Below are 20,127 nucleotides of genomic sequence, written 5' to 3'. Positions count from 1 at the left end.
GCTTTTTATGAATGATAAAAGTACTGATCCACGAATACATTGTGATTACAGCAAGCTAATTAAACTGCAATCTCAAGCGAGGGCGTTCAGTTTATTACCAAATTTAAAATCAGGCACTGCGTTGTCTGGCCGCCATTCGTCTATTTTTCGGGGGCGAGGTTTAAATTTTGAAGAGCTAAGACATTACCAACTCGGTGATGATATTCGTAATCTGGATTGGAAAGTCACGATGCGAACCGGTAAGCCTCATGTTCGTTCCTATACTGAAGAGAAAGATCGTCATTTTATTATTTGTGTCGATCAACGCAGTAGCATGTACTTCTCATCTGTCGATACCATGAAATCGGTCGTTGCAGCAGAGCTTGCAGCATTAACGGCTTGGCGAATATTACAAGACAGTGATCGAGTGGGGTTTGTTCTTCAATCAACAGAGAAACTGCATTGGTTAACCGCAAAACGATCTCAAGGGGATTTACTCCATCGATTAAAGTTGTTAGCCAATACAAATCAGTCGTTAGATGTGATGAGTAAAGACAGTGATGCGGTGAGTTTCTCTCAATTTGTCACCTTATTAGGACGCCTAAAATTAAAAGAAACGACAATCATCATTCTTAGTGATTGGCATGGCACTACACCGGATGATATTACCCATTTAAAGCACCTTCAAAAGCATAACGACGTACTTGGTGTGCTTATCTCTGATCCTTTTGAATCCCATCTTCCAGCATTACATAACGACTGGGTTGTTGGCGATGGTTCATTGCAAATTAGTATTAATGAGGCAAAGAAGTTTGATTTAGCCAATAAAGGGTTAAGTGAACAGCAAAGTTTAAAAAGAGAACAATTGATCCAACTCATGGCTGCAAAAGGGTTGCCCGTTATCGAGACAGATACGTCAGGTGCTCATATCGAACAATTTAAACGTGCTGTAGGAGGTCGTCGATGAGCCTTCATACACCACCAAGCAGCTATATATTAAGAGATCTGAGTGAAGTGGTTACCCCTGAACATGTCAGCTGGTTTCCTCAAACGTTAGGGTGGAAAATAATCGCTATCACTTTGGCCGTTTTTAGTCTCTACAAAGCCATAAAGTGGGGAAAAAAGTGGTGGGGAAATCGCTATCGTCGTGAAGCTTTAATACTCGTTATTTCTATGAAGGTAAGGCTTGATGAGCAAGTGAAAATGTCGAATGAGTCGCAAGTGAGTCAGCAACTAACTCATGATCTATTTGAGGTGATGAAAGCTGCGGTTGTTTATCTGAATCCTCAACATGCTCCTGTTTTTGGTAATGATTTTCTTTGCGTAATCGACGGTTATTTTCCGCAAAGTTCGACCCCTTTTGATGATGACATTGGTGAAGGGTGGATGAAAGCGCTAGTTCAGAGTAAAAATCAATTAACGTTTCAAGAGTTACAGCAATTACTTACCATGTGTGAAGCGTGGCTACGTCATCATCAGGGGGAAGCGAATGTTAATTGATCAACTTGAATTTGCGAACCCGTATTGGTGGTGGGTACTGCCACTACCAATGGTTATTTATTGGTTCATTCCTGCTTATCGCACTCGTCAATCAGCCATAAAAGTTCCATTCTTTGATGTGGTTGCTAAAGCCTTAGATGAGACACCATCTGATGGGGCAGGTCAGCTGACTCCTAGTGTGTGGCAAAAAGCGATTTTGATTTTATCTTGGGGGCTATTGGTTTTAGCGTTAACCAAACCGACCATTTTAGGAGAGCCTCAAACCCGTGAGCAATTAGGACGAGATGTTATGGTTGTGGTCGATTTATCTGGCTCAATGGCTGAGCGAGACTTCGTTTCTTCTATTCGAACTGATAATGGTGAGCGCCAATCCATTTCACGTTTAGACGCTGCTAAAGAGGTATTATCCGATTTTGTGAAAACCAGAAAAGGCGATCGTTTAGGGCTCATTTTATTTGGCGATGCGGCTTTTGTTCAAACGCCATTTACCGCTGATCAAAAAGTTTGGCTTGAATTGCTTAATCAAACCGATGTGGCAATGGCTGGGCAAAGTACCCATTTAGGAGATGCTATTGGTTTAGCGATAAAAGTATTCGAGCAAAGTGGTGACGATGAAACGGCGGTAAAACTAGATAATACGATTGATATAAAACCAAGAGAAAAAGTTGCAATTGTACTAACCGATGGTAATGACACAGGCAGTTATGTTGAACCAATAGATGCCGCAAAAGTCGCTGCTGCGAAAGGGGTTCGTATTCATATGATAGCGATGGGGGACCCAAAAACCGTGGGTGAACAAGCGCTTGATATGGAAGTCATAAATCGCGTAGCTAAATTATCCGGTGGTAATGCATTTGAGGCGATGAACCGTGACGAATTAAGTTTGGCCTATGATGAAATTGGAAAATTAGAACCGCAATTGTATGAGAGTACAACTTATCGTCCAAAGCAATCAATACATTACTACCCAGTAATGTTGATCGTTATTATGTATTTATTGGCGTTTAGCTTAGTGACTGTTAAGCGTTATTTTAAAGCAGGAGAGGCGGATGTTTGATTCTCTTATGTGGCAACAAATCGTTGAGCAGTTTCATTTTATTCGACCTTGGTGGCTATTGGCTTTACTTCCTCTTGCATTATTAGTTTATTTACGTTGGAAGCAGGACAGTAAGAATGAATGGCAAGATGTATTACCCGAGCATTTGCGTTCAGCATTAACCATCAACGATATGGGGTGGAAAAAACAACTTCCGCTCAAGTTACTCAGTGTCTCTATGTTTATTGCTATTATCGTGTGTGCAGGGCCAACTTGGGAGCGTGAACCGTCCCCGTTTGGTGAAGATAAAGCGGCGTTGTTAATTGTATTAGACAACAGCCCATCGATGTTGCAAAAAGACTTAGCCCCGAGTCGATTAGAGCGGTCGAAACAGAAGATCCGAGATTTACTTAACGAGCGAAAAGGTGGAAAAACCGGGCTTGTCGTATTCTCCGGATCCGCACATTTAGCCATGCCATTAACCAAAGATAACTCCGTTTTTGCTCCATTTTTAGCCGCAATTAACCCAGATATTATGCCCGTTGAAGGGAAGAGTGCAGAGAGTGCACTAGCATTAATAGAACCACAACTTGGTGATAACAGCGCAGGAACCGTTTTACTGATCAGTGACGGCGTTAATCCTAAGACGATTCAAGCGTATGAAGAGTATTTTCAAAATAGCTCACATCAACTATTGGTGCTAGCGGCAGGTAATAAAGATAAAGTGAGTGATAACCCAATGGATTTATCTTCATTACAAACGCTAGCACGAAAAAGTAATGGTAGCGTGGTGGAAGTGACGGTTGATGATCGTGATATTCAATCACTCAACAATAAAATTCAGCGCCATATGCAGTTGAATAATGAGTCAGCGATGCCGTGGAAAGACATGGGTTACTATTTACTGTTCTTGGTCGCGTTATTGATGCTTTCATGGTTTAGAAAAGGTTGGTTAGTGAAATGGTGTTTAGTGGTATGTGTGGTTTTTCCAACCTTATATTCAACGCCAACCTACGCTGAAAACGTGAGTTTAAAAGCCAAAACTGAAGAGCCTGTGAGTACGGTGACATTATGGCAAAAAATCACTGATGGCTGGATGAACTTATGGATGACGGCGGATCAACAGGGGCAATGGTATTTCGAACAATCAGACTATTTAAAAGCGGCAAAGCAGTACCAAGATCCACTTAAAAAAGGAACGGCGTATTACTATGCGGGAGAATATCAATTAGCCCACAGCGCATTTTTACAAGTGAAGTCTAATTTAGGCCTGTTTAATGCGGCAAATGCGCTAGCAAGACAAAGAGAATATGTAGCAGCGCGGGATATTTTCCAGGGGTTATTAGCTGATGATATTGATTCAGAATTAAGAGAAAAAACGGAAAATAATTTGTCTGTAATGCAAGGTATTGTCGATGAAGTAAACCGTACCAGTGAAAGTCAAAAAGGCACAACCGATGGTCCAGAAGAGTCGTTTGAGTTAGCAGAAGATCAGCCTAAAACCGGTGATGGTGCCGATGAAGAGGTTGATGCCTCTTTAATGACAAAAGAGAGTCTCAATGCCAATGAGATTTTGGGCAGTCAAGAATTAGCCGATAAATGGTTACGTAGAGTTGAGGCTGATCCGAAATATTTCTTACGTGCTAAGTTTCAACTGCAACGATACGAACAAACTCGCAATCACGCAACAGATGCTGTGAAGGAGAAGTGAAGATGACCATTAGTAAACAAAGCACAACTCATCTAATGCTCTTCGTTATTATGATAGTAGCGGGTTTCAGCTTTCCAACGCACGCGACATCAATAAAAGAGTTAAATAAATCAGACCGAGTGGTAATAAAAACGTGGCTTAGTGAACCAGCTAATAAGGATACATCACTTAAAACGCCTCGCTACGCGGTCAATGAGCAAATCATTCTTTATATTGAAGTTGCAACACCAAGATGGTTTACCAGTGGCACTCGTATTGCCAATATTGAGATCCCGAATGTCGTGACTAAGCAGCGAAATACGTTAGCGACCAATTTTACGGAACGAAAAGATGGGATTACTTGGAGCCATCAACGTTGGGAAATTACCTTATACCCGCAAGAGAAAGGACGCTTTGTGGTACCTTCTACCGAAGTGAATATCGAGGTTTCCCGTGAGGGAGGCGGTAATGTATCAGGCACCTTATACAGTACACCACAGCAATTTACAGCAGCAATACCATCCGGGTTATTAACGGACGATCAAACTTGGGTATCTGGACGTAATCTAAGCATTGATCAGCAATGGAATCGCTCAAGTGAGGAGTTAAAAGTCGGAGATACAATAACTCGAACACTCACTATTAGAGGTGAAGATACCTTAGCGATGCTACTGCCTAATATAATAAATAGTTCTTCTAGTAATGAGTACCAAAGCTACCCGCAACCCAATCAACTTTCAGACTCTCAAACGCGCGGTGATTATTTTTCAGAACGTAAAGAGTCGAGTGTGTATGTGCTGCAGGCTGGAGGTGATCTCACTTTTCCTGCCTATCAATTAACATGGTGGGATTTGGATTCTCAGCAACTAAAAACCATTGAGGTAGCTGGAGAAACGGTTAAGGTCTCGCATACATTCCAGTCATGGTTAAAAGCCTATTGGACTTTTATTCTGGGGGGATCAGCCAGTGTTATTTTCATTGGTTTTGTTGTGGTACGCATAAGACATTATTATAAAACGCACCCTTTACCTGCGTGGTGGATCTATTCAAGGGCGGTTAAGCAGGGTCAATGGAGCCAGGTAAGAGTATTGCTTTATCGTGTGCTGCGACAACAGCATCAGCAACTTGAACTTAAAAAGCATTCTCAAGTTAATGAGTGGCAACAAGACTCGACAGATTTTCAAAGTGAAAAGGTGACAGTGTCACTATCGCGGGCGGTTTGGAAGAAGGTCAATGTTTTATCGAGTCCGTTAATCGCTTTATTTACTAGATTAACACCTAAAAGAGCACTTCCTCAGTTGGATAAATATCGAGAGCATTACCTTGCTAAAAACACCGATGTTCAAGAGAAATCACACAAAACTAAAGAATAGCGCTTGTGTCTATTTATCAATGATATACAGTGAAATCAGGATAAATAGACCATGACGGTTATTATGAAAAGTACTGAATTAAATTTGATCCCTATCTTTGTAGCTATTTATGAAGAAAGTAATCTATCAAAAGCTGCGGCCAGAATGGATATTAGCCAGCCAGCAGTAAGTAAAGCGCTAAAGCGGTTACGTGAAATTTACGATGATCCGCTTTTTCACCGCAGCACAACAGGGGTAGAGTCTACGGTCTTTGCCTCTGATATTTATCCTGCGATGTCGGCGGCACTCAAAAATTTCACTTCAACACTGTCAGCGTCAAGAGAGTTTGATCCTAAAACATCTAATCGTATCTTTTCTATTGCCGTTGTCTCTACGGTAACTCATTCTTTTATTCCAAGATTAGTGCGTCAAATTCGACAGGCTGCGCCTCATATTGCGTTAGAAATACATCCTCAATTTACCGAGGATCTTGAGGCTGATTTGCGCTTACAGCGATATGATTTAGTCATAGATATGGCTATCCGTGGCAGAACTATGCTGAAATCAGAAGTCGTATATTCTGAAAAACTGATGGTCGTGTGCAGCAAAGATCACCCAAGGATAGGAACGTCTATTTCACTTGAAGAGTTTTTAAAAGAAGAGCATGTGGCAGCTTCTCGTTGGCATAGCCGAAGCAGCTTACTTAATGGAGAAGACATTAAAGAGCTGGAAGCGCGTAATATCGTGATTAGAGCCTCTGGGGCATTAGAAATGATGCCCATTATTGGCTCAACAGAGATGATAGGATTGATGCCAAAATCTGCGGTGGATGGCTTGGGTAACTACTATAATTTAAAAGCGTTGGATTTACCGTTTGAGAAACAAGAGCACGATTTATGTACTATTTGGCACCCAAGTAGAACAACAGAAAGTGGACATCGTTGGTTGAGACAACAAATACAAAAAGTAGCCAAAGCCGAATTTAACGAAATTAAGTAAATTGATACAAAAGTAAAAAGCAGCCCAATAATAAGGCTGCTTTTTTGATGGCGGTATTTAATGTTGAGTCACTTCTTTCAAAACCTCACCAGTTGCGCCACTTGGTTGCGTGATACCTAAAACATTCGATAAGGTTGGTGCAATGTCGTAAGGGGTAATTTCGCGACTTACTTTTTCATCATCAATATTATATCCAGCAAAGATAACCGGAACATGAGTATCATAACGCCAAGGTGAACCATGAGTAGATGCAATGGTTAAACCGTCCATGTCATTAATGTAGTTTCTAGGGTTATAAACCACATAAACATCGCCTGATCGCATTGGATGATAGTTATTTTTCACCAGTTGCATGGTGTGAGTATTTGGCACTTGGTTTTTCTCAATATCTGAGCTTGTTACCGCATACGCAATGCCTTTCACTTTTAACAGTTCTTCTGCTATTACTTTTTGTACCTTATCTAACGCTATGCCTTTCTTTTTGATTACTTCATGATTTAGATAGACATAAGGTTGGGCATATAAACGAATAGCGTCTTTCTCTAAGCCAAATTCGCTTTTTAAACGCGCAAGTAACTCTGGGGAAATTAGGGTGTTTTGATTGAAATAAGCGGCTTGATTTGCCCCTAACGCATTAACCGTAGCAGGGGCTTCAGGCACACCGTGATCGGCTGACAGCACAATCAGTGTATTCTTCAACCCAACTTGCTTATCGACTTTTTTAAGTAAGTTGGCAATGGTTTTATCTAATCGAACTAAGTTGTCTTCTGTTTCTAAACTTGATGGGCCATACATATGAACCACATAGTCATTTGATGAGAAACTCACAGCAAGATAATCCGTAAACTTTCCTTTGCCTAAGTCTTCTTCTTTAAGCAGGGTTTCAGCAAAGTTCCCGGTGATTTCATCTCCTGCTGGGCTAAGTGTTAGCATGGTGCTGTAGTATTTATAGCTTGCAGGGCCATAAGGGTGAGGGAAGGTGCGTTTAAATCCTGCAAGGTCAACTTTGTAATCGGGATTGCCTTCTTTTAGAGTATATTTATCTTCAGGCAGTGATAATGCCCATTTTTTTCCTGAGTATTGGTTAGGTACTTTTTGTTGGTTCCATGCAGTAACCCATGCAGGGTACTCATCATAATAGTAATTACTGGTCACAAATTCTGATTGTGCTTTAGAGAACCAAAATGCTTTCCCTGAATGACCACCTAACGAAATAGCGCCACGGTCTTTTACTGATACCGAGAATATTTTTGATTCACCATTGCTTGCTATCGCGAGTTCGTCACTAAATGTGGTAGATAAAATTGGCTCAGGAGAACGACCATCTTGGGTTGCTACTTTTTGAGTCGGGTCGATCTCGGTTGATTTATTTACACCCGCACCGGAAGTAAGCATGCTGTAATTGCCATCTTCAACGTTATAGACCAAGCGTTCTTCGTTTCTGTCATACCACACATTACCAACCATGCCATGAACACTTGGTGGCGCTCCTGTAGCAAGGGAGACATGTCCAACAATCGTTTCGGTATTTCCGTGTTGGTAATGAGCATTGGTATAATAAGTACCATCTTCCATTAAGTAGCGAAAACCATCTTCGCCAAAGTTCGCCTTGTAGCGTTCTAACAAATCACCGCGAAGACCATCTACAGTAATTTGTAAGATGAGTTTAGGGTTGTGGTCATTCGCCAGAGTGGTTACTGGTGTCATCATTACTCCAGCGAGTGCGAGACAATATAATGCGTTGTTCTTCATGTTTTTATTCCTTGCCAAAAGAGTAAATTTTTATTGGTAATCTTAAGTGTTGATTACTTTGCATCTCTTACTAAGCGTAGCCCCATATCAGCCATGATGATGGATTGGCTTGCGAAATCTCGACGATAGTTTTCTGATTCATTTGCCTTATAAGAAAAACTGCTGCCTCGCACTGATTTGTGCGCTAAGCCACTTGCTTCGTCTCGTGCATTGTTTGGGTTATCGGTTGGTGAGAAACGATAAAAAGTATCGTCATAAGCATCACTGACAAACTCGCCAACATTGCCTGTCATATCATATAAGCCTAGTTCATTGGGTTGCTTCATTCCAACGGGATGAGCTTGATTATTGGCGTTATCGGCAAACCATGCGACATCATCAATGTTGTTTGATCCACTGTAAGTGTAGTTTTGGCTTAAATTTCCTCCACGAGCGGCATATTCCCATTCAGCTTCTGTTGGAAGACGGTACGTTTCACCTGTCAGTTCATTGAGCTTTTCAATAAAGTAATTGGCTTGCTGCCAGCTTAAGTTATTTACGGGAATGCCTGGGGACTGGAAATAACTGAGTGATGAGCCCATTACCGATTCAAATAATTCCTGAGTGACTTCAAATTTTGAAATATAGAAATCATTAACCGAGACAAGGTGAGCAGGCTTTTCTGCTTTTGTAGCCGATGGAGAGTCTGAACCCATAAAGTATTCGCCACCTTCAACATAGACCATCGTCTCTTCTATTTTTTGAGTGACAGGGTGTGGTGGCGCGGTTGCACATCCTGCTAGCACTGAACTAAGAAATAAGGTGGTAAATAATGTTTTAAAATTGGTTAAAAAAGAGATTCTAAACATGACATTCTCAACAGTAATGATTGAGTATTTATCATACAGTGAAAAGACTTTCCAAAATGGAATAACGTGTATAACTAATACCAATGTTCTTTTTGTTTATTATGGAGTCAGAACTTACTTAACAACTGGCTATAAAGGGTGGCTAATAGGTTTGTTAGGTAAGTTCTTTTTCTCAAATCAAACACTCACTACCAATAGGAATCAATATGATCATTACTCAAGGTCCTCAGTTTCAGGGTAAGGCTTCAAAACGATTACATGTCATGGCAAAACCCATTGGTGCTGTGTGTAATATTGATTGCACGTATTGCTATTATTTAAGTAAAGAGGACTTACTTGAATACAAAAAAGGCTGCTCACCACAAATGGATGACGAGACATTAGAAACGTATATTCGTCAATACATTGAAGGTCAAAACACCCCTGAAATCATCTTCTCTTGGCAAGGTGGAGAGCCAATATTACTAGGTTTAGATTACTTTAAGAAAATTGTAGAGTTTCAGAAGAAATATAAGCCTGAAGGGATCATGATCTCGAATGATTTACAGACAAACGGTACCTTATTAACCGATAAGTGGTGTGAATTTCTTGCAGAGCATAACTTCTTAGTGGGCTTGAGTATTGATGGCCCTGAAATGCTGCACAATGCGTATCGAACCAACAAAGCGGGGCGTGGTACGTTTAAGCAAGTGATGAACGCTGTTGAATTATTGCATAAACACAATGTGAGATTTGCGACCTTAACCTGTGTAAATAACTTAACGAGCCGAAATCCATTAGAAGTGTATCGATTCTTGCGTGATGTGGTGAAATCGCCACAAATGCAGTTTATTCCGATTGTTGAACAAAAAACCTTTAGAACGGTTGCGCCACAAACAGAACAACTGGCTGCACAACTGCGTCAAGGGGATAAGCGCCTTATTCCGGGAAACAAAGAATCAATAATGGAACCTTGGTGTGTTTCAGATGAAGCATGGGGTAATTTCCTAATTGCAGTATTTGATGAATGGGCCCAGCATGATTTAGGCAAAGTGTTCGTTCAATATTTTGAAGCCAGTGTTGAAACCTGGATGGGGCGTAAAAACCCATTATGTACTTTGGGTGAGATTTGCGGAAAAGGCTTAGCAATGGAGCATAATGGCGATGTTTTTGCGTGTGATCATTATGTTTATCCAGAATATAAAATTGGCAATATCCATACTCAAGAATTAGATGAACTAGCGTACAGTCGTAAACAGCAAGAGTTTGGCTTTGCTAAAGCGAAAACATTAACTACTCAATGCCAGCAATGTGATTATAAATTTGCCTGTCATGGCGAGTGCCCTAAAAATCGATTTATTAAAACATGTGATGGTGAGCCGGGGTTAAATTACCTGTGCGCTGGGTGGAAAAAGTTTTTTGCTCATGCGGATAAATCCATTGCGTATATCTTAAGAATGCTAGGCAATCCAGTTCAACATGGAAAATTTAGTGATGCGGCTCGACAGCAAGCGCAATCTTCTGCGTTTCCAACTAAGTTTTAATGGAGGGGAAGAGAATGAAACCATTACTGAAAAAATGCGCCGCACTAGGGCTTGCTAGTTTATTTGCCATTGCAACGCCAACCTATGCGACGGATTCACTGCAAAATATGACACCAGAGCAACAATTGGCTTATACGGCACAAAATAAAAATGAGAGTACAGAGAAGCGCGCAGAGGCGTTGCGTCAATTAGCGCGCTATCCTAATCAAAACAGTTTAGTTGCCGTAGCAAGAGGATTAAAAGATCCTGACCCCATGATCCGCGAAGCGGCAGTGATAGGATCTGATTTATACCAATTTAAACATCGCTGGCAGATAGTATCGCCGTTATTAACGGATTCTGAGTTAAGCGTTCGTATGGCAGCAACGGCAAATTTGCTTCGTGAATACAACCAGATGTCGGCATCTCAGCAAGATCAAATTGAAGCGCCATATCAAGAAGTAACCGTATATTTGGCAAAACAAAAAGACAGTGCTGATCAATTACTGTTAGCGGATGCCTATCGTTGGCATGGTGAGTGGTCTGAAGCCGATGATATTTATCAGAAACTTGTGAAGATAGAGCCTAACAATTCGCAAATATGGTTGAATTTATCGGACAATTACCGAGCACAGAACCAAGATGAGCAAGCTTTATTGGTATTAGATAAAGCGATTGTTCAATTACCAAAAGAGGCGAGTCTATATTACTCAAAAGCGTTAACTCAGGTACGTTTAGATCAAAAAACGCAAGCAGCGCAGTCGATTAAAACAGCAGCAGAACTGGCAGATAACAACAGTTATTATTGGTACCTAAATGGCGTGTTGCACGAAGATATTGACTTGAAAACCGCGACAGAATCGTTTGAGAAGGCGTATTTGATTTCAGGCTCACCGGAACAACTTTATGCGGTATGTGATATTTACGTGCGCTATGGAAATGAAAAGGCAGATGCCTGTTTAGTTGAGCTAGCAAAGGTTGCCCCTGACTATGTAATTACTCAACTAAAAGAAAAACAAAAATAATTAGTACTGTTAATAATAAAAAAGCCCGAGGAATTAATACCTCGGGCTTTGCTGTTTATACTTGTTTGAATTAGTGCACTATTTGCAGTTCATCCACTTCCATATTGATTTTAGTAGGGTTCTTTTGCAGCCAACGTAAACGTAAGCTTAATAAAATCGCAGAAGTCGTTAGACCGCCAATAAAGCCAAACCAGAAGCCATAAACACCCATCGGCTCAGTGATCCAATCTGTCATACCAAGAACGTAACCCGCAGGTAAACCTACAATCCAGTAAGAAACAAACGTACACTTAAAGATAGCCGTCATGTCTTTGTAGCCACGAAGTGCACCAGCGGCAACCACTTGAACAGCATCAGTACATTGGTAAATAGCAGCAAGAAGCATAAGGCTTACCGCCAATTCAATTACTTCTTTGTTGTCAGAATATAGATATGCGATCTGCTCACGGAACAATAAAGTTAATATCGCAGTGCAGCATGCCATTAGCAAACCAAAAGCCAATCCACAGAAGCTTGCAATCTTAGCGCCTTCAAGATCGTTTTCACCTAATTTATGACCAACGCGGATACTAACGGCAATCGCAATACTCATTGGCACCATGAAGATCAACGATGAGAAGTTAATCGCAACCTGGTGTGCAGCTACAACAATTGATCCTAATGGTGACACTAATAAGGCAACCGCTGCAAATAAAGTCACTTCAAAGAAGATAGACAGCGCAACAGGTAAACCTAATTTGAATAAACGGTAGATCTCTTTCGCTTGTGGTTTATTCCATGTTTCGTATAAATTCACACGACGTAATTTAGGTGCAATAAACGTATAAATCACCATCGTGATAAACATTAGCCAATAAACAATAGCAGTCGCAACACCACAACCCACACCGCCTAATGCTGGCGCACCCATCTCACCATACACAAACATCCAGTTTAACGGCACGTTAGCTGCTAGACCGATGAAGCCGATGATCATTGCTGGCGTGGTTAACGATAAGCCTTCACAGAAGCTACGTAGCGCTTGGAATAATAAAAATGCAGGAGCAGCCCATAGTACCGCATGTAAATACCCTTGAGTTTTTTCAAATAACTCAGGTTCTACATCCATAGCCGCAATAATAAAGCCAGCGTTATAAAGGATAAGCATAATAGGTACAGAAACGATTAACGCTAAGTAAATACCTTGATGGATCTCAAATGGAACTTTTTTAGATTTTCCTGAACCGTTCAATTGAGCAACAACAGGTACAAGCGCCATTAATAAGCCAACACCAAATAATACTGATGGAAGCCAAACACTTGCTGCAATTGCCACTGCTGCCATGTCAGTTGCGCTTACGCCACCAGCCATAACGGTATCAACAAAACCCATGCCTGTCTGAGCGACACTCGCAATTAGGACTGGTGTTGATAATTTAATTAATCGAACGATTTCTTTTTGGTATCTGTGCACTGATTCACCGTACAAATTTTTAGTATAAAAAGGGCATTAATGTATTAAAGAGCATAAATGCGAGTTCATTTTGCGCTAGTCGCTATCGCAAAAGAAAATGGGGTCTGATTGAGTGCTTTGAACAGAGGAAACTGTTAAAGGTAAGCAGAAAGTGGACAGTATATAGATTAAGAGAGACTTCACAAAATGAAATATTCAACGTATCGTAGATATTTTTAAAATAACCAAAGTTAAATAAATCGTTTTAATGTATTTGTTGGTATTGATAGGAGAGAGTGATGTTTACTGGGATTGTTGCGACAACTGCGAAAGTAATTGAAATAGTAAAGAAAGAGAAATTTCAAACCCATGTAATAGAAATTCCTGCACCGTATCATCAAGGTTTAGAAATTGGTGCTTCTGTTGCTCATAATGGCTGTTGTTTAACCGTAACCAACATTAATGGGCATCTTATTTCTTTTGATTTGATTGAAGAAACATTGCGTTTAACTAACCTTGGGTTATTAGAAGTAGGGCAATTTATTAACATCGAACGTGCAGCCCGCTTTGGTGATGAAATTGGCGGCCATTCAATGTCAGGTCATATTGTTGATGTGATGACAGTGAGAGAGATTAACCAGACCACAGAAAATTGCCAAATTTGGTTTGATGTCGCGCCGCAGTGGACAAAATATATTTTACATAAAGGCTATATTGGCGTTGATGGAATCAGTTTAACGATTGGTGATGTTGATGAAAAAGGCTTTAACGTTAATTTGATCCCTGAAACGTTAGAAAGAACCAATTTAAGTGGTCGTGCTATTGGCGATAAAATTAACTTAGAAATTGATCCGCAAACACAAGCAATCGTAGATACCGTAGAGCGAGTGTTAGCGAATCAATAATGAGTTAAAGAAGTAACTTAAAACAGTCCATCTTCCTCATTACTCGTCGTCAGATTTACAGATTGATTTTGAGGATTTATCTCCATCGTGAATTCAATTGCTCGATGACAAGATGGGCAATCATCATAGATTTTTTTATTTGACTGTTTTTGGTCAATCACCATATCAATGGAATGATGACAATTTGGACATTGGATATTCTGGTTAGTGTAATTATTCACAACAAACTCCTTCTACTGTTCTGCAATTACGATATATGGGTTGACTATTGGTTGCTCGTTAATAGTAGAAAACAGAGTTGGTTTTTGTAGTGAATTAAGTGCAAAAGTTGATAGCTTCGATGTTTTTTCATTAAGATGAGTAAAAAATGAGATGGTAAGTACCATCTCATGATTTTATATGGTTATTTTTTATTCAGGTTAAGTTTTTCAATGAGTTGTTGAGCATGAAACATGTATTCTCCACCAAACATGATGCAATGGTTAAGAATGTAATACAGGTTATATAGGTGCTGTCGAGTTTCAAACCCATTAGAAATAGGTGTGATGGATTGGTATCCGTCAAAAAAGCTATCTTGAAAACCACCAAATAACTCTGCCATTGCTAAATCACATTCTGGATCACCCCAATAAGAGGCAGGATCATAGCTGATAGGTCCTTTGACACTTAACGCGATATTGCCATGCCAAAAGTCGCCATGTAAGAGTGCTGGTTTGGGTTGATGGTTGTGTAAGATATTTTTAGTGTTCTTGACTAATGTTTCAATATCACCAAATTCCATTCCTTTCTCATGCAATAATTGCAATTGCCAGCCAATACGTTGCTCAGCAAAGAAACAGGCCCATTTACGATGCCAAGTATTTACTTGTAGAACATTGCCAAGATAGTTATCACAATCAAAGCCATATTCAACTTGGTCACCCCATAAATGGTGGTTTGCTAAGCTTACACCAAGTTCAAAAGAGGTTTGCTTATCCATGGGTTTAGTGGGTAAGAAATTTAAGACTAAAAAAGCGTGGTCTTTAGTGGTTCCAACATGAAGTGGAGAGGGAACGAAGATGTGATCGGATTGATCAAGTTGATTTAAACTTTCTATTTCTGTTTCAAAAATCGGAAGCTCAGCTCGTTCATTTATTTTAACGAAATAACGCTGAGAGCCATCACTGATCATATAGCAATCATTAATTTCTCCACCAGTGATGATCTCACGTTCAGAAATAGTGAAGGGACGTCCTGTTACGTCAGAGATTTGCTTTGCTATAGCCTGCCACATAATTGCCTCTCTTGATTATCTGAAAAACCACACCATTAAGGATAGTGTATTCCTAATAAATATCTGTGAAGTATGGCAGATAATACCAATACAATTAATTAGATAAACGGTAATGCATAAAAATCACACTTATAATTGCTTATGTTGTCAATAGAAACGGAAAGGATTTGAGTGTTATTCTCTATTTTGATAAATTGTGACAAAACATATTAAAAATAAGTTTATAAGCCTTTAATCTTTTAAGCGCTATGAACCATAACAAGTGGATAAATTATGATTGTCAATACTGAAGGCTACCATTCATTAATTGAATACCTTACAGAGAATTTAGCTATTTTTGCTAATCAGCAAGGGGATACTGGAGAAGAAACTGTGGAAGACATTGTGACTGATCTAGTGGCTTCTAATTTAATGACGGTATTTGCTCAAAATCCAGAGCTAGAATCGGAAATGAGATTCACCTTATTGCGAGAAGCCGATGCTGTGGTGGCGGATTTAGGTGAAGTATTAGCAAGTGCTTGGGTTCAAAAAGCGACAAATGAGCAAGTAATGTTCTTAGATGACTACATAGGCTTGATTAAAAACCTATTTGATAGCGCATTCCGATAATTAGTAGAATTGCTATTAAAGCCAAGTACATTGAAGGTTATTCAATTTACTTGGCTTTTTTATGTTCCTTTATAGTACTCGCCTAACCTGCCAAAATGCCTTCTTCCAATAAGGATTATCTAGGCTTGAAATGATCACACCTTTTGATGTTGAAGCATGCATAAATTCTCTATTTCCAATATACACCCCAACATGCCTAACTTTTACACTTGTTTTAAAGAAAATTAAATCGCCTTTTTGCGCATTTTCTAGTGGTATTAGCTGGCCTATTACGACTTGATACTGAGTCGTCCTAGGTAAAGAGAGTTGGTGTAAGTTGTATAAAGCATCTTGAGTAAATGCAGAGCAATCAACCCCACGTTTCGTTGTGCCACCATATTTATAAGGTACGCCTTGCCATTCTTGAAAGTAATCTTGATACGCATCAGACGTTGATAACTGAGGATGCTGAATACGAATTTCTTCTTTCGTTAATTGAGGTTCAGGAGAAGAGGCGCAGCCAAATAGAGTGAGTAGAGTAAAAGCTAAAATAAAATGGCGAATCATGTGTCATCCTAGATAAAAAGCAACCTCACTATTTTGACTTATTTTCATAGTTTAACGCAATATTAATAATAATCTTATGTATTCTCTATGATCTTTGTGAATTAATTTGATTAATTGTTGGTCAAAGGTGTGGTATTTGTTTGGTGAGTTGGGTTAATAATCTACAAATGAAATGTTTTGTGACATTTAGTGCTTTCCTTGTTTTTTACAATCATGTAACCTTTGCGTGAATTTTGGAAGTACTTACTTTTAACTAAAATACTCATAATTTAACCATTTGGTACGAAGTGTTGTGTTTTATTTGAAGAGCTAAGTCAAAAACAAGGAGTTACAGATGAGTTCGTCTGCATCGCAACAACAGAATCAACAGCAGCCAAAAAGGCCGTTGTTCACACGTTTTCTTGATTCAGTAGAATATTTAGGAAATCTATTACCACACCCAATTACTCTGTTTGCAATCTTTTGTGTGGCAATTTTAGTTTCATCAGGCATTGCTGGCTACTTTGAACTATCAGTAATGGACCCTCGCCCAGAAGGGGCAAAAGGCCGAGCCGCTGATGGTATGATCCACGTGGTTAGCCTTTTCAATGCTGAAGGTTTACAGCTTATCGTTACTAACCTAGTGAAAAACTTTGTCGGTTTTGCACCATTAGGTACCGTTCTTGTTGCAATGCTTGGTGTTGCAATCGCTGAGCATTCAGGCATGTTATCTGCTGCAATGCGCGGCATGGTAATGGGCGCGTCTAAACGTATGGTTACAGTAACGGTTGTATTTGCAGGTATTATTTCAAATACAGCATCTGAGCTTGGTTACGTAGTACTTATTCCTCTAGCTGCAATGCTTTTCCATTCATTAGGTCGTCACCCGTTAGCAGGCCTTGCGGCTGCGTTCGCTGGTGTGTCTGGTGGTTACTCAGCAAACCTTTTAATCGGTACGGTTGATCCACTGCTTTCTGGTATTACAGAAACAGCAGCACAAATGATTGATCCAACTTATACGGTTGGCCCTGAAGCGAACTGGTACTTCATGTTTGTATCAACCTTCTTTATCTCAATTACTGGTGCTTTTGTTACTGAGAAAATTGTTGAACCAAAATTGGGTAAATACAATGATGAAGAAGCGTCTGAAGATTTATCAAACGATAAAATGGGTAAGCTAACTGCTATTGAGAAGAAAGGTCTTAAATTTGCAGGTGTGGCTGTTCTTGTTGTGAGTGCATTACTTGCATGGACGATTGTTCCTGAAGATGGTGTATTACGTTCAGCAACTGGTACGGTTGCAGGCTCTCCATTCTTGAAGAGTATTGTGGCATTTATCTTTATATTCTTTGCTATTCCAGGCTTTGTTTACGGTAAAGTTACAGGTTCAATGAAAAATGACCGTGATGTGATCAATGCAATGGCAACATCAATGTCTTCAATGGGCATGTATATTGTTCTTGTATTCTTTGCTGCACAGTTTGTTGCTTTCTTTAAGTGGACTAACTTTGGTCAAGTGATAGCAGTAGGTGGGGCGAGTTTCCTACAAGATATCGGCCTTACTGGTCCTATGTTGTTTTTCGCATTTATCTTAATGTGTGGCTTCATTAACTTAATGATCGGCTCTGCATCTGCGCAGTGGGCAGTAACCGCACCAATCTTTGTTCCAATGCTAATGCTAGTAGGTTACGCACCAGAGACAATTCAAGCGGCTTACCGTATCGGTGATTCAACAACGAACATCATCACTCCAATGATGAGCTACTTCGGTCTTATCCTTGCGGTAGCGACACGTTACATGAAGAACCTAGGTATCGGTACACTGATTGCAACCATGCTTCCATACTCAATGGTGTTCATGTTTGGTTGGAGTATCTTGTTCTACCTATGGGTATTCGTATTCGGTTTACCAGTAGGTCCGGGTGCAGCAACGTTCTACACACCATAACGGTTAATAGAATAAACGTTTAGCTCTGAGTATGTAATTAGCCCTAAGCATATAAATAAAAAGGCGATCTTCGGATCGCCTTTTTTGAACGCTCGTTTTTGTAATACGATTGCTTATTTGAATAGAACAAGGATAATGACGTTATGATGAGTGGTAATGTGTGGTTCTATGCGTCTTGATAAGTTTATTTGTAAAAGTACAGAATTAACGAAAACCCAAGCGGTTGAGTTGATTCTTGAGGGAAGGGTAAAAATAAACAGTGACGTTGTCACACTTGAGTCAACCCAAGTTCATGAAAATAATCAAGTTACGCTGAATGGGAAAGAGTTAGTCGCTCGACCTTTTCGTTATATATTAATGAATAAACCTGCGAATACGATTTGCTCTAATGTTGATGAAGCTTATCCTTCTTTATTTAACTATATAAAAGAGGGAAATAATGAAGAGTTGCATATTGCAGGGCGGTTGGATGCAGATACGACAGGGTTAGTGTTAATTACTGATGATGGACATTGGTCATACAATATAATTACACCAAATAAAAAATGCGAAAAAGTGTATCGAGTGGGTTTACGTAAACCAATAGCAGAAGATGCAGAGAAACAATTTGCAACCGGAGTACAGTTACAAGGTGAATTACAACTTACGCGTCCTGCCAAGCTTGATATTATTACGCCCCAAGAGGTTCTACTTACTATTACAGAAGGTAAGTTTCATCAAGTAAAACGAATGTTTTCAGCGATTGGCAATAAAGTCGTCTCTTTACACCGTGAGAAGATTGGATCGATTAGTCTTGATGTAAACGAAGGTCAATGGCGTTACTTAACGGAAGAAGAAGTAAACTCATTTAGTAAATAGTAATGAGGTGCTGTGAACACCTCATTACTATATTTTATTTATTTCTAAATGGTTGCGTCAGCATTTTATCTAAGCGTTGTTCTTTTTCTTTTCTGAAAAAACCAAGCCCGATTTTCATCTCTTTATGCCCATCTATTGGTTTTACTAAATAGGTTTTACTAATGCGATCCCAAATAGATAAAAAGAAACCATAATTATTATGCATTTCAGAGATATGAACAGAATGATGAACCCGGTGGAAGTCAGGCGTCACCAATAACACTCGAATATAGCGATCTAACCACGTTGGGATAAACAGATTGCTGTGGTTAAACATCGCACTGACGTTTAAAGTAATTTCAAACAGAATAACCGCTTCAACTGGAATACCAAGTAAACCAATAGCCGCTATTTTTACCAACATAGAGATAATGATCTCGATAGGGTGAAAACGCGTCCCTGTGGTGACATCAATGTCTTGATCTGAATGATGCATTCGATGCAAGCGCCATAATAAAGGAACACGATGAAAGGCGCGATGTTGCCAATAGATTAACCAATCCAATAACAAGATAGAAAGAAGCCCTGTTAAAAATGATGGCGTGTTTAAATAATTAAATAATCCCCATTGTTCTTGTTGTGCAATAAAAGCAGCATCAATGGCTAATAAAGGCAGAGTGAGACGAAGAATTAAGCTATTAAAAAAGACTAAACCTATGTTACTAGCCCAACGTGTAGATTTTTTTTGCGTTAAGACTTTACGTGGCCATTGGTATTCAGCTAAAGCAAAAATGATGAATGCAACGATAAAGAAGCCCAAGCGTAGAGGGTCATTGTATTCAATCCAGTTAATTTCCATTCGGAATTCTCTTATTAAACTTGTTATTACTCATACTGTAAGTAAAATGCGCTTTT

Annotated in this window: 19 protein-coding genes; 12 read left to right on the top strand and 7 right to left on the bottom strand. The window is 39.7% G+C overall.

Annotated features, from left to right (window positions below; genetic code table 11):
• The first annotated feature begins 7 nt into the window (after positions 1-7).
• From PVK63_RS03615 to PVK63_RS03590, 6 genes are all read left to right on the top strand, one after another.
• Entirely contained in the window at positions 8-946 is a 939-nt protein-coding gene (locus PVK63_RS03615) for a DUF58 domain-containing protein (RefSeq protein ID WP_130087243.1), read from the top strand.
• Positions 943-1,479 carry a DUF4381 domain-containing protein gene (locus PVK63_RS03610; RefSeq protein ID WP_130087241.1) on the top strand — a complete coding sequence of 179 codons (537 nt, stop codon included), beginning with the start codon at positions 943-945 and terminating at the stop codon, positions 1,477-1,479. The genes PVK63_RS03615 and PVK63_RS03610 overlap by 4 nt, the downstream gene beginning before the upstream one ends.
• Positions 1,469-2,536 (top strand): VWA domain-containing protein, encoded by a 1,068-nt coding sequence (locus tag PVK63_RS03605; protein WP_130087239.1) that lies wholly within the window; start codon positions 1,469-1,471, stop codon positions 2,534-2,536. Before PVK63_RS03610 ends, PVK63_RS03605 begins: the two co-directional genes overlap by 11 nt.
• Positions 2,529-4,226 (top strand): vWA domain-containing protein, encoded by a 1,698-nt coding sequence (locus tag PVK63_RS03600; RefSeq protein ID WP_130087237.1) that lies wholly within the window; start codon positions 2,529-2,531, stop codon positions 4,224-4,226. The genes PVK63_RS03605 and PVK63_RS03600 overlap by 8 nt, the downstream gene beginning before the upstream one ends.
• A gap of 2 nt (positions 4,227-4,228) precedes the next feature.
• On the top strand, positions 4,229-5,578 hold the full coding sequence (locus PVK63_RS03595) for a BatD family protein (protein ID WP_130087235.1): 1,350 nt from the start codon (positions 4,229-4,231) through the stop codon (positions 5,576-5,578).
• A 63-nt stretch (positions 5,579-5,641) separates the two neighbouring features.
• A complete protein-coding gene (locus PVK63_RS03590; protein WP_165371201.1) occupies positions 5,642-6,556 on the top strand; it encodes a LysR family transcriptional regulator in 915 nt (304 codons plus the stop codon).
• Positions 6,557-6,613: 57 nt separating this feature from the next.
• On the opposite strand, the gene PVK63_RS03585 is transcribed toward PVK63_RS03590, so the two are convergent.
• Both PVK63_RS03585 and PVK63_RS03580 read right to left on the bottom strand, forming a co-directional pair.
• Positions 6,614-8,266: an alkaline phosphatase family protein gene (locus PVK63_RS03585; RefSeq protein WP_165371200.1), complete on the bottom strand. Its 1,653-nt coding sequence runs from the start codon at positions 8,264-8,266 to the stop codon at positions 6,614-6,616.
• A 95-nt stretch (positions 8,267-8,361) separates the two neighbouring features.
• A complete protein-coding gene (locus tag PVK63_RS03580; RefSeq protein ID WP_207215672.1) occupies positions 8,362-9,147 on the bottom strand; it encodes a formylglycine-generating enzyme family protein in 786 nt (261 codons plus the stop codon).
• Positions 9,148-9,362: 215 nt separating this feature from the next.
• On the opposite strand from PVK63_RS03580, the gene PVK63_RS03575 reads away from it, so the two are divergent.
• Together PVK63_RS03575 and PVK63_RS03570 are read left to right on the top strand one after the other, a co-directional pair.
• On the top strand, positions 9,363-10,679 hold the full coding sequence (locus PVK63_RS03575) for an anaerobic sulfatase maturase (protein WP_274439848.1): 1,317 nt from the start codon (positions 9,363-9,365) through the stop codon (positions 10,677-10,679).
• A gap of 14 nt (positions 10,680-10,693) precedes the next feature.
• Complete coding sequence (locus tag PVK63_RS03570) at positions 10,694-11,683, top strand: tetratricopeptide repeat protein (protein WP_130087226.1); 990 nt, start codon at positions 10,694-10,696, stop codon at positions 11,681-11,683.
• Between the two features lie 70 nt (positions 11,684-11,753).
• Here the strand turns inward: PVK63_RS03570 and PVK63_RS03565 are convergent, their stop codons facing one another.
• Positions 11,754-13,136, bottom strand: coding sequence for an MATE family efflux transporter (locus tag PVK63_RS03565; RefSeq protein ID WP_130087224.1), 1,383 nt, complete (start codon positions 13,134-13,136; stop codon positions 11,754-11,756).
• Positions 13,137-13,414: 278 nt separating this feature from the next.
• On the opposite strand from PVK63_RS03565, the gene PVK63_RS03560 reads away from it, so the two are divergent.
• Positions 13,415-14,020, top strand: coding sequence for a riboflavin synthase subunit alpha (locus tag PVK63_RS03560; protein ID WP_130044585.1), 606 nt, complete (start codon positions 13,415-13,417; stop codon positions 14,018-14,020).
• Positions 14,021-14,037: 17 nt separating this feature from the next.
• Here PVK63_RS03560 and PVK63_RS03555 read toward each other — a convergent pair whose 3' ends face one another.
• Both PVK63_RS03555 and PVK63_RS03550 read right to left on the bottom strand, forming a co-directional pair.
• A complete protein-coding gene (locus PVK63_RS03555; protein ID WP_130087222.1) occupies positions 14,038-14,241 on the bottom strand; it encodes a CPXCG motif-containing cysteine-rich protein in 204 nt (67 codons plus the stop codon).
• A gap of 182 nt (positions 14,242-14,423) precedes the next feature.
• On the bottom strand, positions 14,424-15,293 hold the full coding sequence (locus PVK63_RS03550) for a fructosamine kinase family protein (RefSeq protein ID WP_130044583.1): 870 nt from the start codon (positions 15,291-15,293) through the stop codon (positions 14,424-14,426).
• A gap of 273 nt (positions 15,294-15,566) precedes the next feature.
• Here PVK63_RS03550 and PVK63_RS03545 point away from each other — a divergent pair, with 273 nt between their 5' ends.
• Positions 15,567-15,902 (top strand): DUF3802 family protein, encoded by a 336-nt coding sequence (locus PVK63_RS03545; protein WP_130047526.1) that lies wholly within the window; start codon positions 15,567-15,569, stop codon positions 15,900-15,902.
• Positions 15,903-15,971: 69 nt separating this feature from the next.
• Here the strand turns inward: PVK63_RS03545 and PVK63_RS03540 are convergent, their stop codons facing one another.
• On the bottom strand, positions 15,972-16,448 hold the full coding sequence (locus tag PVK63_RS03540; RefSeq protein WP_130087218.1) for a C40 family peptidase: 477 nt from the start codon (positions 16,446-16,448) through the stop codon (positions 15,972-15,974).
• A 334-nt stretch (positions 16,449-16,782) separates the two neighbouring features.
• On the opposite strand from PVK63_RS03540, the gene PVK63_RS03535 reads away from it, so the two are divergent.
• Entirely contained in the window at positions 16,783-18,375 is a 1,593-nt protein-coding gene (locus PVK63_RS03535; protein ID WP_130087216.1) for an AbgT family transporter, read from the top strand.
• Between the two features lie 168 nt (positions 18,376-18,543).
• Entirely contained in the window at positions 18,544-19,233 is a 690-nt protein-coding gene (locus PVK63_RS03530; RefSeq protein WP_130087332.1) for a pseudouridine synthase, read from the top strand.
• 34 nt (positions 19,234-19,267) lie between these two features.
• Here PVK63_RS03530 and PVK63_RS03525 read toward each other — a convergent pair whose 3' ends face one another.
• The gene (locus tag PVK63_RS03525; RefSeq protein ID WP_130047523.1) at positions 19,268-20,071 is read right to left on the bottom strand and encodes a sterol desaturase family protein; all 804 of its coding nucleotides are present in this window, start codon (positions 20,069-20,071) and stop codon (positions 19,268-19,270) included.
• Between the last annotated feature and the right edge of the window lie 56 nt (positions 20,072-20,127).

It is taken from the genome of Aliivibrio sp. S2TY2 (genome assembly GCF_028765525.1).
GTDB classification, from domain to species: domain Bacteria; phylum Pseudomonadota; class Gammaproteobacteria; order Enterobacterales; family Vibrionaceae; genus Aliivibrio; species Aliivibrio finisterrensis_A.
Note: the sequence above shows the minus strand (reverse complement) of the source record. Positions and strands in the feature narration are given on the sequence as shown.

Coding starts and splice junctions, on each gene's coding strand:
- PVK63_RS03615 (WP_130087243.1), top strand. CDS start 8: ATGAATGATAAAAGTACTGATCCACGAATACATTGTGATTACAGCAAG.
- PVK63_RS03610 (WP_130087241.1), top strand. CDS start 943: ATGAGCCTTCATACACCACCAAGCAGCTATATATTAAGAGATCTGAGT.
- PVK63_RS03605 (WP_130087239.1), top strand. CDS start 1,469: ATGTTAATTGATCAACTTGAATTTGCGAACCCGTATTGGTGGTGGGTA.
- PVK63_RS03600 (WP_130087237.1), top strand. CDS start 2,529: ATGTTTGATTCTCTTATGTGGCAACAAATCGTTGAGCAGTTTCATTTT.
- PVK63_RS03595 (WP_130087235.1), top strand. CDS start 4,229: ATGACCATTAGTAAACAAAGCACAACTCATCTAATGCTCTTCGTTATT.
- PVK63_RS03590 (WP_165371201.1), top strand. CDS start 5,642: ATGAAAAGTACTGAATTAAATTTGATCCCTATCTTTGTAGCTATTTAT.
- PVK63_RS03585 (WP_165371200.1), bottom strand. CDS start 8,266: ATGATGACACCAGTAACCACTCTGGCGAATGACCACAACCCTAAACTC.
- PVK63_RS03575 (WP_274439848.1), top strand. CDS start 9,363: ATGATCATTACTCAAGGTCCTCAGTTTCAGGGTAAGGCTTCAAAACGA.
- PVK63_RS03570 (WP_130087226.1), top strand. CDS start 10,694: ATGAAACCATTACTGAAAAAATGCGCCGCACTAGGGCTTGCTAGTTTA.
- PVK63_RS03560 (WP_130044585.1), top strand. CDS start 13,415: ATGTTTACTGGGATTGTTGCGACAACTGCGAAAGTAATTGAAATAGTA.
- PVK63_RS03550 (WP_130044583.1), bottom strand. CDS start 15,293: ATGTGGCAGGCTATAGCAAAGCAAATCTCTGACGTAACAGGACGTCCC.
- PVK63_RS03545 (WP_130047526.1), top strand. CDS start 15,567: ATGATTGTCAATACTGAAGGCTACCATTCATTAATTGAATACCTTACA.
- PVK63_RS03540 (WP_130087218.1), bottom strand. CDS start 16,448: ATGATTCGCCATTTTATTTTAGCTTTTACTCTACTCACTCTATTTGGC.
- PVK63_RS03535 (WP_130087216.1), top strand. CDS start 16,783: ATGAGTTCGTCTGCATCGCAACAACAGAATCAACAGCAGCCAAAAAGG.
- PVK63_RS03530 (WP_130087332.1), top strand. CDS start 18,544: ATGCGTCTTGATAAGTTTATTTGTAAAAGTACAGAATTAACGAAAACC.
- PVK63_RS03525 (WP_130047523.1), bottom strand. CDS start 20,071: ATGGAAATTAACTGGATTGAATACAATGACCCTCTACGCTTGGGCTTC.